We start from the raw sequence: 14420 nt of genomic DNA, 5'->3' as shown, positions 1-14420 counted from the left end.
TACCAAGTGCCGTCTCACCAAGGCGGACCATCCGGAGACATCGCAACATGAACGATCGACTGCTCGTCGCCACCCGCAAGGGCCTGTTCGTCCTGCAACCCGACGGTCATGGCGGCTGGACGCCCGGCGAACCGCATTTCATCGGCGAACCAGTCAGCATGGCGCTCGCCGACCCGCGCGACCGCACGCTGTATGCGGCACTCAATCTCGGCCATTTCGGCGTGAAACTGCATCGCCTGCGAGCCGGCGCCACCGACTGGGAGGAATGCGCAGTCCCGGTTTATCCGCCCCAGCCCGCCGACGCGTCGCCCGCCCGCGCCGACACGCACGCAGGCAGCGTCGACACCGCCGACGCGCCTACCGGATCGCCGCAGCCGCCGTGGACCCTTCAGCAAATCTGGTCGCTCGAAACCGGCGGCGCGGACGAACCGGGCGTGCTGTGGGCCGGCACGATTCCCGGCGGCCTGTTCCGCTCCGACGATCACGGCGATTCGTGGGTACTCAACCGCGCGCTGTGGAATCGCCCCGAACGCGCCGAATGGGGCGGCGGCGGGTACGACGCGCCGGGCATCCATTCGGTGATGGTCGATCCGCGCGACAGCCGGCACGTCACCGTCGGCATCTCGTGCGGCGGCGTCTGGCAGACCGCGGACGGCGGCGCGACGTGGCGCGTGACCGCGGAAGGCATGGAGGCCGACTACATGCCGCCCGAGCGGCGCGGCGAGCCGAACATGCAGGACCCGCACCGCGTCGTGCAGTGCGCGGCCAACCCGGACGTGCTATGGATGCAGCATCACTGCGCGATCTTCCGCTCGACGGATAGCGGCGAACACTGGCGGCGCATCGAAGCCGAGCCGTCGAGCTTCGGTTTCGCGGTGGCCGTGCATCCGCACGAACCGGATACCGCGTGGTTCGTGCCGGCCGTGAAGGACGCGTGCCGGATTCCGGTAAACGGCCGGTTCGTCGTCACGCGCACGCGCGACGGCGGCCGCAGTTTCGAGAGCCTGTCGAACGGGTTGCCGGCCGCGCCCGCGTACGACCTCGTGTACCGGCACGGGCTCGCGGTGGACGATTCCGGCACGCGCCTCGCGATGGCGTCGACGACCGGCGGGTTATGGACGTCCGCCGATGGCGGCGAGCACTGGCAACAGGTATCGGCGCATTTGCCGCCGGTGTATTGCGTGCGCTTCGGTTAATCACGCGCGGACACCAAACGAAACGCAACCATCCGCACGTTGCCGAACGGAATTCGCGCGCCGGCGTAACCGACCGGCGCTTCACGCAGCCGGCGCTATCCGCCCGACCGACGCACGCGTCCGTGCGATTTCCGCTTCGAGCCAGTCGAGAAACCGCCTGACCTGCGGCTCGCGCTCCCGCCCCGGCCGGCACAGCGCGACGAAGCGCGCACCGGCGAGCCGCACCGCGGGCTCAATCGGCACCAACGCGCCGCGCTCGACATGCTCGGCGGCCAGCACGGAGCTGAGCAGTGCGATACCCTGCCCGTGCAGCACGGCCTGCAACGCGTAATGCTCGTCGTCGTAATGGCGAAACACCGCGCGTTCGAGCCACGCTTCCCGGCCCGCCGCGCGGCACCACGACGCCCAGTCGACCGACACGGGCAGCGGCGTATCCCACACGGTCTCGATCAGGTCGAGCGGCTCGTCGGTGCGATGCGCGTCGAACCCGGCGGCCGCATACGCACCGAAATATTCGTCGATCAACGCAATCTCGTGCAGCGCGGGAAACTTTCGCGACGTCGCGCGAATCGCGAGATCGATCCGTGCATCCCGTTCGAGATCGACGAGCGCGTTGCCCGTTTCGACCTTGATGTGCAGATGCGGATCGACGCGACGAAACGCGCCGAGACGCGGAATCAGCCACATCGCCGCAAAGGCGGGCGTGGTGGTCAGCACGAGCGCACGCTCGTCGGCCGCATCCGGACGCAGCGCGTCGAGCCCGCGACTCAACGCCAGCAACGCATCGTGACTCGCGCGAAACAGCCGCTCGCCTTCTTCCGTCAGCCGCACGCCGCCCGCGCCGCGCTCGAACAGCAGCACGCCGACGCGGCTCTCGAGCGACTTGATCTGGTGCGACACGGCGGCCGGCGTCACGGACAGTTCATCGGCTGCGGCCTTGAACGTGCCGAGCCGTGCCGACGCTTCGAATACACGCAATGCGGTCAGGGGAATTTTCGAGAACACGGAGCCTCGCGGGCCGGACGCGGCCGGGTTGAATTCGATTCAATCGGGGTGAGATTAGGTGAATTGAAGCAGGTGCGCAACGCGGCTAGCCTTGCGGGACGTCGCGGCATGGCGCCGCGGCGGTTGCCCTCGAACAGGAGGAACCCGTGCAAGGCCTACCGCGCAGGATCACGCAGGCGGTGCTCTACGAAGCGATCGCCATTTCCTGCATCTCGCCCGTGATCGCGGCGATCTTCAAGCAGGATCTCGTCTATTCAGGCGCGCTGTCGGCGACGATGTCGGCGATCGCGATGCTGTGGAACCTGATCTTCAACGCGCTGTTCGAGCGCTGGGAAGCGTCGCGCCGGCAGCCGGCGCGTACGCTCGGGCGGCGCATACTGCACGCCACCGGATTCGAGGGCGGGCTGATCTTCATCCTCGTGCCGGTCGTGTCGGGGTGGCTCGACATCTCGTGGTTCGATGCGTTCGTCGTCGATATCGGGCTGTTCGCGTTCTTCTTCTGCTACGCGTTCGTGTTCCAGTGGGCGTTCGACCGCGTGTTCGACGTGCCGGCGGCAACGAAGCAGTCGTGAGCCGGGCGCCTATGCCCCCGCGGCAATTTTTGGCAACTGCCAGCCGAACCTCACCGCCGCGATCCGCAGCGCAAAGCACGCGACGCCGCCGAGCACGGCCGCGACAACGGGCGGGCAGCCGAGTCGCCGGCACGACACGACGACGACCGCACCGAGCAGTGCCGCGCTCGCGTAGATGTCCGTGACCAGCACGACGGGAATCCGCGCGAGCAGCAGATCGCGCACCACGCCGCCTCCGCAGCCGGTCACGGCGCCCATCAGCGTCGCGATGAACGGGTGGACGCGGAATTCGAGCGCCTTCACCGCGCCCGCGACCGCGAACAGCGCGAGGCCGGCCGCATCGAGCGTCGTCAGCAGCGACGGCGAGAACGACGCGACCCGCGCATGAAACACGAAGGCGAACAGCCCGGCGGCGAACGCGAGCGCCGGATAACGCCAGTCGCTCACGGCGCTCGGCGGGCGCGCGCCGATCAACAGGTCGCGAATCACGCCGCCGCCGAGCGCGACGACGAGCGACAGCACCATCACCCCGAACAGGTCGAGACCGGCGCCGATCGCCGCATTGGCGCCCTCGATCGCGAACACCGCCGTGCCCGCGAGATCGGCGGCAAGCACGACTTGCTCGATGCGCTTCATGCGAGTGAATGGCCGATGTGAAGCATCGTCCGGTTACCGCGTACACCGATCGAAGCCGACGGGTCGTTCAGCCGCGTGCCGGCTGCGTGTCGCCGTCCGGATGCATCAAGCGGGTTACGGGTCATCGTCGTCTCCTCGATCGGGGATCGAGCAGTCTAGCGCATCGTCCGGCGACCGTCGGGCCAAGCGTGAAGCGGGCAGCAAAAAGCCGGCGCAAGCAGGTCACCCCGCTTACGCCGGCTCAATATTCACGTCAGGCTTCGCGCCGCATCCGCCCAGCCCGACACGTCACGCTCAATGCACGCCGAGGTACGCCTTCACCGCCGGCAGGCCGGGCTTGCCGTCGAGCGTCGTCACGCCGGCCAGCCACTTGTCGAGCGCTTGCGGGTTCGCCTTCAGCCAGTCGGCGGCGGCCTTGTTCGGGTCCTGCTTGTTCATGATCGGCACCATCACGTGGTTCTCGATCGACGTCGTGAACTGCAGGTTCGACACGAACTTCGCGACGTTCGGGCAGCGTTGCGCGTAATCGGGCGGGGTTGCGGTCAGCACCTTCGCTTCGCCGTAGTTCGGGCCGAACACATCGTCGCCGCCGGTCAGGTAGTCGATCTTCATCTGCACATTCATCGGATGCGGTTCCCACCCAAGGAACACGATCCACTGCTTGTCGCGGGCCGCGCGATTCACTTCGACCAGCATCCCGGCCTCGCTCGACTCGACCAGCTTGAACTTGCCGAGGCCGAACTGGTTGCCGTCGATCATCTTCTTGATCAGCGCATTGCCGTCGTTGCCCGGCTCGATCCCGTAGATCTTGCCGTTCAGCTTGTCCGCGTACTTCTGGATGTCCGCGAACGACTTCAGGCCGCCCTGGTACACGTAGTCGGGCACCGCGAGCGTGTATTTCGCGCCGGTCAGGTTCGGCGTCGCGAGCACCTTGATCGTGCCGGCCTTCGTGAACGGCTGGATGATCGGGTCCATCGTCGGCGACCAGTAGCCGAGGAACACATCGATCTGCTTGCTCTTGATCCCCGCGAACGTGATCGGCACCGAGGCGATCGTCTTCGTCGGGTTGTAGCCGAGCCCCTGCAGCATCGTCGACGCGAGGCCCGTGGTCGCCGCGATGTCGGACCAGCCGACATCCGCGAAGCGCACGTTCTTGCACACGGGCGGATCGGCCGCATAAACGGCCGACATCGGCGCGGTCACCCCGATCCCGCACACCGCTGCGATCAATAGGCGCTTCATCTTGCTTCTCCTCAAAGTGATGTCGTTTGCTTGAATGCGGGATCGTTTATTGAAGCCGCGCGCCGCGATCCCGGCGACGTCGCGGACCGACGGATTGCCGCGGCTCAGCGCCCGGGCAGCCGCCGCTCGTAGCTCGGCGCGTGGCCGAACTGCGCGCGGTATGCCTTGCTGAAATGACACGGCGAATGAAAGCCGCAGACCGTCGTCACGCGTGCGATCGATGCATCGGTCGTGCGCAGCAGGTCGCGGGCGCGTTTCAGGCGCAGCGTCAGGTAATAGTGGGTCGGCGATACGTTCAGGTACACCTTGAACATGCGCTGCAGATGCCGCTGCGACAGCCGCACGAGCCGCGCGAGCTCCTCGAGCGACAGCGGCTCCTCGATGTTCGCCTCCATCAGCCGTACGACCTCGATCAGCTCCGCGCGCGAGAAGCCGACCCGCGCATCGACCGGAATCGGCTGCGTATCGGTCGAGCTGCGAATGCGCTCCAGGATGAACTGCTCGGATACCTGCGCGGCCAGTTGCTGGCCGAACCGCATGCCGACGAGGTTCAGCATCAGGTCGAGCGGCGCGGTGCCGCCCGTGCAGGTCAGCCGGTCGCGATCGACGACGAACAGCTCGTCGGCGAAGCCCACTCGCGGAAATTCGGAATGCAGCGCGGACAGGTTCTCCCAGTGCACGGTGCAGCGATAGCCGTCGAGCAGCCCGCTCGACATCAGCGCATAGGCACCCGTGCAGATGCCGCCGAGCGGCAGACCGCGTTCGGCGAGCGCCGCGAGCGTATCGCGCGCGCCCTCGTCGACCACGTCGCGGATGCGGATGCCGCCGCACACGATCATCACGTCGGGCAGGTTGTCGTAGTCGAGCGCCTGCGTGGGCCGCACGGCGATGCCGTTGCTGGCATGCGCGGGCGCGCCGTCGAGCGAGTAGATCGACCACTTGTAGTGATCCGCCCGCCCGACGTAATTCGCCATCCGAAGCACTTCGACCGCGCTCGAGAACGCGATCATCGAGAAGTTCGGCAGCGTCAGGAAGCCGAAATGGGCGAGGGACGAAACCGGTGAAACGCAGGCGGCGGGCGCGACAGCGACGGCGGACGTCACATCGGTCTCCTGGCGAGGAGGTTGCAGGGGGCCAACTCCGCGGCCGAAGCCGCGGAAGTCGTTATCCATATACAGGGTGAGCGGCCGGGGTCCGGCCGCCTGGGCTCAGGCCTGCGCGGGCGCGGCCTTCACGCGGAACAGCTGCTTGAGGCCCGAGAACAGCGGCGCCTTCGCGGTGCCCGGCGCGCGGCCGAAGCTCTCGGTGATGCGGTCGAGAATGATCGCGAGCAGCACGACCGACAGACCGCTTTCGAAGCCGAGACCGATGTCGAGGCGCTGGATACTCGCGAGCACGTCGTTGCCGAGGCCGCCCGCGCCGACCATCGACGCGATGATCACCATCGACAGCGCCATCATGATCGTCTGGTTCACGCCCTGCATGATCGACGGCAGCGCGTTCGGGAACTGCACCTTGTACAGCAACTGCCACGGCGTGCAGCCGAACGCCTGGCCGGCTTCGACGATCTCGCGGTTCACGTGACGGATGCCGAGGCTCGTGAGACGCACCGCGGGCGGCATCGCGAAGATCACCGTCGACAGGATCCCCGGCACGCGGCCGAGACCGAACAGCATCGCGGCCGGAATCAGGTAGACGAACGCGGGCATCGTCTGCATCAGGTCGAGGATCGGGCGCACGATCGCGGCGACCCACTTGCTCTTCGCGGCCCAGATGCCGAGCGGGATGCCGAGCACGAGGCTGATGATCGTCGACGACAGCGTGAGGCCGAGCGTGATGACCGTCTGATCCCAGAAGCCCGTCGCGAAGATCAGCAGCAGCGACAGCGTGGTGAACAGCGCGAAGCGCCAGCCCACCCGCCACAGCCCGACGCCGATGAAGATCGCCATCATCAGCCACATCGGGATCGCCTGCAGGCCATGCTCGACGAATGCCGCGAGCCCTTCGATCGCTTGACCGATCGCGTCGAACGTCTTCGCGTCGTGGTCGAGCAGGTAGTGAACGGACTGGTCGACCCAGGTACCGAGCGGAATCATTTCAGACATGGGAGCCTCGCGAACGCGTGATGGCCTTCAGGATGAGCGCACGATCGACCGAGCCGCAGTAGCAGCCGTCGTCGTCGACGACGGGCAGTGCATTCGGGCTCGCGACCACGCGCGCGACGACATGTTCGAGCGACGCATCGCGCCGGATGCTTTCGATCGGCCGCACGGACGGCGTGTCCTGGCCGAGCGCCTCGCGCGTGACGAAGCCGCGAATCTTGCGTGCGGCGTCGAGCACGAACGCGTATTCGGCGCTGCCGTTCAGCGAAGCCGCGACGTTCGCGGCATCGCACTTCGACACGAGCGGCACGGCGCCCGTCTGCATCAGGTCGCCGGCGGTGAGGTAGCGGCTGGTGTCGATGCCGTCGAAGAACGCGCGCACGTAATCGTCGGCCGGGTTCGCGATGATGTCCTGCGGCGTGCCGACCTGCACGAGGCGGCCGCCCTCCATGATCGCGATGCGGTTGCCGATGCGCAGCGCTTCCTCGAGATCATGCGACACGAACATGATCGTGCGGCGCTGCTCCTTCTGCAGTTGCAGCAGCACGTCCTGCATTTCGCGGCGCTTGAGCGGATCGAGCGCGGAGAACGCCTCGTCCATGATCATCAGCGACGGATTCACGGCCAGCGCGCGAGCGAGGCCGACGCGCTGCTGCATGCCGCCCGACAGCTCGGACGGCAGCTTGTGCGAGAACGGCGCGAGGCCGACTTGCTCGAGCACTTCCATCGCACGGCGCTCGCGCTCCTTCTTGCCCATGCCGCCGACTTCGAGCCCGAACGCGGCATTCGACACGACGGTGCGATGCGGCATCAGCGCGAACGACTGGAACACCATGCTCATGTCCTTGCGGCGCAGCGCGGTCAGCGCCGAGCGGCGCGCCGACGCGACGTCGAGCCCGTCGATCAGCACCTTGCCGGCGCTCGGATCGACCAGCCGGTTCACAAGGCGGATCAGCGTGGACTTGCCGGAGCCGGACAGGCCCATCAGCACGAAAATTTCGCCTTCCTGCACATCGAAGGAGACGTTGTGCACGCCGACGACCTGGCCGGTGCGCTTGAGCACATCGTCCTTCGTCGCGCCGGCGGCGAGCATGTCGAGCGCCTGCTGCGGATTGCTTCCAAACACCTTGCACAGACCTTCGACCACAACCTTGGGGGCATCCATCGAAACCTTCTCCTCGTGTAGCGGGGACTCGCGCTTGTCATAGCGTGCCTACATAGTTGCCAGAAAAAACCCCGGCCTGCCGACGAATTACGACAAACGCTTGCGCAAATACGACACGGCCGGCAGCCCCGCCGGGCGGGCCGCGCAGCCGATTGCGGCGGCGCAATACGCGCACCGCCAGCAACGACGGGCATCACCCGGCGGACTTGTGCGCAGCAACGCGCCAAACGGCACATGAGGTTTTGCGCCAGGCCGCCTCCGGCACGCGTCGCTTTACGACAAGTTCACGTCCGTTCCGGCGCCGATCTATTCAGACGAAAGCGCGCGCCGCATTCGCCAATAAAAAGCATGACCGTGCAAAAAACCGGATGGCGACACCGGACGGCGCACGCCGCGATACCGCGTCAAACCCGGGAATCGGCGCACGGACGCTGTGATACATTCGCCGCAAACACGCCGATCGCGACGTTGCCGCGAGCCCTTCACACACAGGCTCAACCGCACGACGCGCACATGCCGGTTCGCCTGCCGGCCGTGCTGAAACCACCTCGATCCGGTGCGATCCGCGATCGAAGGACGATAACGACAGTGAGAGGGAGCAAGGCGTTGAACTGGGCATTCGCCGTAATCGGTTTCATCGTGGGCGGCATCGCCGCGTTGATCGGGGATTTCTCGGCCGGGAGCGGCTCGCTGCTCGGGGCCGCCGTCGGATTCTGCATCGGGCACGCGCTGCGCCAACGCAAGCAGCAAAACCAGCGAGCCGCGGCCGACGCGTTCGCGATCTCCGCGACGCCGCCTCCCACCCCATTACCGCTCGCCGAGCGCGTCGCGCGCCTCGAGGCAACCGTCGACACGCTCACACGCGAACTCGACGCGCTGCGCGCCCAACTGGCAGGCGCGAAGGCCGGCGCGGCAACCTCCGGCGACATCGCGCAAACGGCTTCGGCCGGTGCCTCCGCCGTGCCGCTGCCAGCCCACGTTCCGACCACGCCCACGCCACAACCTGTCGCCGCACGGGCCGACACACCGGCATCCATTTCGACGCCGGCCCCTGCCGCGGCACCGGCAACCGCTGCACGCACCGCCACTGCGTCCGCTCACGCCAATACCACCGCCAGCGCACCCGCCACCTCGACCCGCCCTGCCCCGCCCGCACCACCCGCGCCGCGCGAACCCGGCTTCGTCGAACGCGCATTCGGCGCCGCGCGCGACTGGCTGCTCGGCGGCAACACGGTCGTGCGTGTCGGGATCATCGTGCTGTTCTTCGGCGTCGCGTTCCTGCTCAAGTACGCGGCCGACAACGACATGCTGCCGATCGAATTCCGCCTCGCGGGCACGGCGCTCGCCGCGGCCGCGCTGCTCGCGATCGGCTGGCGCGTGCGGGCGCGCCGCGCCGCATACGGCCTCGTGCTGCAAGGCGGCGGCGTCGGCATCCTGTACCTGACGATCTTCGCCGCGACCAAGCTGTATGCGCTGCTGCCCGTCGGCGCCGCGTTCCCGCTGATGGTCGCGGTCTGCGCGCTGAGCGCGTTCCTCGCGGTGCGGCAGAACGCGCTGCCGCTCGCGTTCATGGGCAGCGCGGGCGGCTTCCTCGCACCGATCCTGCTGTCGACCGGACAGGGCAACCACGTCGCGCTGTTCAGCTACTACGCACTGCTGAACGCGGGCATCTTCGCGATCGCGTGGTTCAAGGCGTGGCGCCCGCTGAACCTGCTCGGCTTCGTGTTCACGTTCACGATCGGCTCCGCGTGGGGCGTGACGGCCTATCGCCCCGCGCTGTTCGCGAGCACCGAGCCGTTCCTCATCCTGTTCTTCCTGATGTATGTCGGCATCGCGCTGCTGTATGCGGTGAAGCGCGAACTCGCGCTGCGACACTACGTGGACGGCACGCTCGTGTTCGGCACGCCGATCGTCGCGACCGCGCTGCAGGCGTCGCTCGTGAAAGGCATGCCGTTCGGGCTCGCGTGGAGCGCGGTCGCGCTGTCGGCGTTCTACGTCGCGGTCGCCGCATGGCTCGCGCGGCGCCGCGATCGCCTCGGGCTGCTGTTCGAATCGATGCTCGCGCTCGCGGTGATCTTCGCGACGCTCGCGGTGCCGCTCGCGTTCTCGGGGCCGACGACCAGCGCCGCGTGGGCCATCGAAGGCGCGGCCGTCGTGTGGCTCGGCGTGCGCCAGAAGCGCCTGCTCGCGTTCGGCTTCGGGCTGCTGATGCAGGTCGCCGCGGCCGGTGCGTTCTTCACGAGCCTGCTGAGCCCGGCCGACGCGACCGCGCTGCCCGTGCTCAACAGCCCGTATATCGCGATGCTGCTGATCGCGCTCGCCGGCCTGTTCACCGGCTGGTGGCTGCACGGGCGCGGCGAAGCGCGCGCATGGCACGCGTGGATGCCCGAGATCGGCGTCGCGGCCGCCGCGTGGGGGCTGCTGTGGTGGGTCAGCGGCGGGCTGCACGAGATCCTCGTCCACGCGAGCCGTCACGTCGACCTGCATGCCGACCGCTTCGTCATGGATACGACCGCGCTGTTCGCGGCCGGCACCGCGTGGCTCGCGCACGTCGTGCGCCGCCGGCTCGCGTGGCCGCTCGCCGAATGGCCCGCGCTCGCGCTCACGCCGGTGCTGGCGCTGCTCGCACTGCGCGCGTTCGATGCGCACGAAGCGCCGCTGTCGGGCATGGGCGCGTTCGCATGGCCGGTGGCCGTCGGCGCCGGGTTTGCACTGCTGTGGCGCCAGTCGCGCGGCACGACCGGCGCCGCTGCCGTGAACGGTGCGGCGCATTCCGTTGCAGCAGGCATCCTCGCGCCGCTGCATACGCTGGCGTTCTGGACCCTGTGCGGGCTGCTGTCGCTCGAAGGTTTCTGGCGCCTGCGCGCGTTCGTCCCGGAAGGCGCCTGGAGCTGGAGCGCATGGGCGTATGGCTTCGGCGCGCTGCTCCTGCTCGTGTCGGGCCCCGGCTCGCGCCTGCGCTGGCCCGTCGCGGCGTTCCCGCGCGCCTACCAGGTGTGGGGGGCCGCGCCGCTCGCCGCGCTGCTGTGGCTGTGGAGCCTCGCCAGCACGGCAAGCGACGGCGACGCCTCTCCGCTCTTCTGGCTGCCGCTGCTCAATCCGCTCGACGTCGCGCAAGGTCTCGTGTTCGTCGCGTTCGCCGTGTGGCTGCGTCGCCTGAAGACGCTCGGCGTCGCGTGGCATCCACGCGTCGTCGACTATCTGGCGATCGCGACCGTGTTCCTGTGGTTCAACGCGCTGCTGCTGCGCACGCTGCATCAGCGCTTCCACCTGGGCTACGACATCGACACCGTGCTGTCGTCGTTCGGTATCCAGCAAGTGTTCATGGTCGGGTGGAGCCTGTTCGCGTTCGCCGGGATGTGGCTCACGCGCCGCGACGGCATCGCGCGCCTATGCGCATTCGCGTCGCTGCCGCTGATCGTCGTGATGTGGGCGTGGACCTTCTACGCGAACTTCACGCAGGACGGCGGAAGCTGGGCGCGCGTGCCGCTGTTCAACCCGCTCGATCTCGTGCTCGCGGTCGTCTATGCGCTCGCCGCTTCGTGGTTCGTGCGCGCGCGCAAACTCGGCTGGACCTTCGGCACACATCGTGTCGAGCTGCTGGGTGCGGCCGGCGCGACCGGGTTCCTGTGGCTGAACGCGATCCTGCTGCGCACGCTGCATCACTGGGCCGGCGTGCCGTACGAATTCGGCGCGATGGCCGAATCGACGCTCGTGCAGGCATCGGTGTCCGTGTACTGGACAGTCTGTGCGCTCGCAATCACGATCTGGGCCACGCGCCGCGGGCTGCGGCCACTGTGGTTCGTCGGCGCCGCGCTGCTCGCGCTGACGGTCGTCAAGCTGTTCCTGTTCGACCTGTCGCACGTCACCGGCATCGAGCGGATCGTATCGTTCATCGGCATCGGCGTACTGCTGCTGTTGATCGGCTATTTCTCGCCGCTGCCGCCGAAGGCAGCCGCGCAACAGGACGGCCGGCCATGAAACGACTCGCCGCCCTGCTCGGTCTGAGCCTGCTCGCGTCGTTCGCGGCCGCCGACGGCGCGCCGAACGCCGGCCGCGTCACGCAGCGCTTCGCGCTCGACCTCGACGGCAGCGCCGCGTATTACCAGCTCACCGTGCCGCAGCCCGTGTATGCGGCGAGCCGGCGCGACGATCTCGGCGACGTGCGTATCTTCAACGGCGCGGGCGAGCCGGTGCCGTACTCGCTCGACGCACCCGCCGCGGCCGCGCCCGCCGTGCCGCCGTCCCGCACGCCGGTGCACTGGTTCCCGCTGCCGCCCGCGCGCGCCGAGCACGGCAACGCGCCGCTCGGCGTGACGGTCGGCCCGGACGGCGCGCTGCGCGCGGCCGTCGCGACGCCTTCGCGCCCAGGGCACGGCGCGGACCTCGTCGACCTGTCGCATACCGACGGCAGCACCGAAGCACTGCTCGTGCACGTGAACGACGACAGCTACCAGGGGCGCGTAGCCGTCGAAGCCAGCGACGACCTGCGCAGTTGGCGGCCGCTCGGCAGCACGCAGTTGCTGAAGGTCGGCCGCGGCAACGACATGCTGGTGCAGGAACGCATCGCGCTCGACGGCGCGGCGCCGCGCTACCTGCGACTCGACTGGCTCGACGGCGCACCCGCGATCGCGTCGATCGACGTCGAGACGCATCCGCGCGACGCACGCGGCACCGATACGGCGTCCGTGCCGCGCCAGTGGCGCGACGCCGTACGGATACGCGCCGGCGCCGCGCCGGGCGAGTATCTGTTCGACACCGACGGCGCGTATCCGGTCGATCGCGTGCGCATCGACCTGCCGCAGCCGAACACCGTCGCCCGCGCGATGCTGCAAAGCCGCGCCGATGCGCAGGCGCCGTGGCGCGACGTCGCTGGCGCCGTGCTGTTCCGGCTGCAGGGCAAGGGCGGCGAGCAGCGCAATCCGCCGCTCGAGTTCATCGCGAACACGGATCGCGCGTGGCGCATCGTCGTCGACATGCGCAACGGCGGGCTCGGCGGCGGCCAGCCGGCCATCGCGATCGGGTGGCATCCGGCCGCGCTGACCTTCGTCGCGCGCGGCACGCCGCCGTTTACGCTCGGCGTGGGCGACGCGTCGCTCGTGTCGTCGGCCGTGAGCCGCGACGCACTGCTGGTCGGCATGGCGCCCGAAGTGCGGCCCGCCCGCGTCGGCGCGGCGCTGCCGGCATCGGCCGTCGCGCCGGCGGCAGCCGCCGATGCGGATGCCGGGCGCCGCTACGTGCTGTGGGGCGCGCTGGTGGTGGCGGTCGGTGTGCTCGGCGCGATCGCATGGCGCGTCGCGAAAGCCGGCAGCGACACGCGCGGCCGCGACGAGTGACGTCGACGTGCATTTGCGTGCCGCTTGACGCGGCGTTCACGTTCATCGAGCAGGTACGTTCTTTGGGACATCGCCACGCGTGACCGCACCGATTCATCGAGTGGCTCGCCTTCCACCTTTGCGTGAAGGCCGCACGACGCGCCAGCGGCCCGAGCCGGAGTCCGTCAGCCGCTATCGAGCCATGAAGCGGCCGTGCTGACGCGGTCGCCACGGCGACGACCGGCAACTGGCCGCGCCAGCCGCGCGGCGCGCCGCGAAACGTCCGGCGCGGCGCACGCCCGACTCGCGCCGCGCCACCGCGACGATCTGCGGCGCCCACGCCAGCACGACACGCCGCACGGCCGCCACGCGCGCGGCCAGCCGCGATACCGGAGACACGCGGCGCACAGCATGGGCAACGGGCCGCTTGCACAGGATCGCGCTGTCGTAGCGCTTGCCGGCGAAGCGCATCACGTCGACCACCTCGAAGCCCTGCGCGCCGTAGAACGCCAGCAGATGCGCAGCAGGATGCGGCGTATCCAGCGCGAGCAGCGCATAGCCGCGCAACGCGGCCCACTGCTCGGCGAACGACATCAGCAACGCGCCGATTCCGCGGCTCTGGCAAGCCGGGTCCACCGCCACCTGGCGCACGCTCGCGACGCCTTCGCGCCGGTACAGCGAGCAGGCCGACGACGGATCGGTCGCATACAGCGTGGCCGTACCGACGACACGCCCGCCGCACACGGCGACATAGCACTCGCCCGCTTCCGCGCGGCGGCGCGTGACGTCTTCGTCCTGATCGACGCACGTGCAGTTGAGCCCCATCGCACCGAGCCGCGCGAACGCGCGGTGCAGCATCGGCGTCAGTTGTGCATAGCTGTCGATTGCCGGATCGAAACGCCGGACGATCACCCGATCGACGCACCGTGAAGGCAGCGCGGCAGGGGTGGGGTCGGCGATCGCGTTCCAGGGTATCGACATGGCCATGCTCCGTGGTGAAGATGCACGAAGTCTAGGAGCGCGCCGGTTGCCGTCGCAAGAAAAAATGTCGTAAAAATTCCGGGCGAAGACGGCGGGCGGAGGTCGCGAATACGGCATCGTTCCGATGCTGCGTGCACGTCGTGGCGAACGCATCGAAGCACCGATCGTTGTTCGCGCAAGCAACGCGCCATGCAATGAAGTCGCGT

10 protein-coding genes and 1 pseudogene are annotated in these 14420 nt (G+C 68.6%); 4 read left to right on the top strand and 7 right to left on the bottom strand.

Annotated features, from left to right (window positions below; translation table 11 throughout):
• Positions 1–47 precede the first annotated feature (47 nt).
• Positions 48–1196: a hypothetical protein gene (locus tag AP428_RS16420; protein ID WP_041489355.1), complete on the top strand. Its 1149-nt coding sequence runs from the start codon at positions 48–50 to the stop codon at positions 1194–1196.
• Positions 1197–1277: 81 nt separating this feature from the next.
• On the opposite strand, the gene AP428_RS16415 is transcribed toward AP428_RS16420, so the two are convergent.
• Positions 1278–2201 carry a LysR substrate-binding domain-containing protein gene (locus tag AP428_RS16415; RefSeq protein ID WP_011547020.1) on the bottom strand — a complete coding sequence of 308 codons (924 nt, stop codon included), beginning with the start codon at positions 2199–2201 and terminating at the stop codon, positions 1278–1280.
• A 146-nt stretch (positions 2202–2347) separates the two neighbouring features.
• Here AP428_RS16415 and AP428_RS16410 point away from each other — a divergent pair, with 146 nt between their 5' ends.
• Positions 2348–2773 carry a PACE efflux transporter gene (locus AP428_RS16410; RefSeq protein WP_011547019.1) on the top strand — a complete coding sequence of 142 codons (426 nt, stop codon included), beginning with the start codon at positions 2348–2350 and terminating at the stop codon, positions 2771–2773.
• 9 nt (positions 2774–2782) lie between these two features.
• Here the strand turns inward: AP428_RS16410 and AP428_RS16405 are convergent, their stop codons facing one another.
• The 5 genes and pseudogenes from AP428_RS16405 to AP428_RS16385 all read right to left on the bottom strand — a co-directional run.
• The gene (locus AP428_RS16405) at positions 2783–3409 is read right to left on the bottom strand and encodes a trimeric intracellular cation channel family protein (protein WP_011547018.1); all 627 of its coding nucleotides are present in this window, start codon (positions 3407–3409) and stop codon (positions 2783–2785) included.
• Positions 3410–3703: 294 nt separating this feature from the next.
• On the bottom strand, positions 3704–4651 hold the full coding sequence (locus AP428_RS16400; protein WP_006480573.1) for a choline ABC transporter substrate-binding protein: 948 nt from the start codon (positions 4649–4651) through the stop codon (positions 3704–3706).
• Positions 4652–4755: 104 nt separating this feature from the next.
• Complete coding sequence (locus tag AP428_RS16395) at positions 4756–5754, bottom strand: GlxA family transcriptional regulator (RefSeq protein ID WP_027808672.1); 999 nt, start codon at positions 5752–5754, stop codon at positions 4756–4758.
• Positions 5755–5859: 105 nt separating this feature from the next.
• Positions 5860–6756: a choline ABC transporter permease subunit gene (choW, locus tag AP428_RS16390; protein ID WP_011547015.1), complete on the bottom strand. Its 897-nt coding sequence runs from the start codon at positions 6754–6756 to the stop codon at positions 5860–5862.
• Positions 6749–8148: pseudogene (locus tag AP428_RS16385) on the bottom strand (glycine betaine/L-proline ABC transporter ATP-binding protein); the annotation flags it as partial. The gene choW and the pseudogene AP428_RS16385, both read right to left, overlap by 8 nt.
• 376 nt (positions 8149–8524) lie before the next feature.
• Between AP428_RS16385 and AP428_RS16380 the strand changes: the two are divergent.
• Both AP428_RS16380 and AP428_RS16375 read left to right on the top strand, forming a co-directional pair.
• A complete protein-coding gene (locus AP428_RS16380) occupies positions 8525–11899 on the top strand; it encodes a DUF2339 domain-containing protein (RefSeq protein WP_011694836.1) in 3375 nt (1124 codons plus the stop codon).
• Positions 11896–13254, top strand: coding sequence for a DUF3999 domain-containing protein (locus AP428_RS16375; RefSeq protein WP_011694837.1), 1359 nt, complete (start codon positions 11896–11898; stop codon positions 13252–13254). Before AP428_RS16380 ends, AP428_RS16375 begins: the two co-directional genes overlap by 4 nt.
• Before the next feature lie 171 nt (positions 13255–13425).
• On the opposite strand, the gene AP428_RS16370 is transcribed toward AP428_RS16375, so the two are convergent.
• Complete coding sequence (locus tag AP428_RS16370) at positions 13426–14214, bottom strand: GNAT family N-acetyltransferase (RefSeq protein ID WP_011694838.1); 789 nt, start codon at positions 14212–14214, stop codon at positions 13426–13428.
• Positions 14215–14420 lie beyond the last annotated feature (206 nt).

Origin of the sequence: Burkholderia sp. E168m22 (assembly GCF_001319805.1) — a bacterium.
GTDB classification, from domain to species: Bacteria; Pseudomonadota; Gammaproteobacteria; order Burkholderiales; family Burkholderiaceae; genus Burkholderia; species Burkholderia orbicola.
Note: the sequence above shows the minus strand (reverse complement) of the source record. Positions and strands in the feature narration are given on the sequence as shown.

Bases quoted from the DNA above. Each gene is read 5' to 3' on its own strand.
- AP428_RS16420 (WP_041489355.1), top strand. From the start codon at position 48: ATGAACGATCGACTGCTCGTCGCCACCCGCAAGGGCCTGTTCGTCCTG.
- AP428_RS16405 (WP_011547018.1), bottom strand. From the start codon at position 3,409: ATGAAGCGCATCGAGCAAGTCGTGCTTGCCGCCGATCTCGCGGGCACG.
- AP428_RS16400 (WP_006480573.1), bottom strand. From the start codon at position 4,651: ATGAAGCGCCTATTGATCGCAGCGGTGTGCGGGATCGGGGTGACCGCG.
- choW (WP_011547015.1), bottom strand. From the start codon at position 6,756: ATGTCTGAAATGATTCCGCTCGGTACCTGGGTCGACCAGTCCGTTCAC.
- AP428_RS16375 (WP_011694837.1), top strand. From the start codon at position 11,896: ATGAAACGACTCGCCGCCCTGCTCGGTCTGAGCCTGCTCGCGTCGTTC.
- AP428_RS16370 (WP_011694838.1), bottom strand. From the start codon at position 14,214: ATGTCGATACCCTGGAACGCGATCGCCGACCCCACCCCTGCCGCGCTG.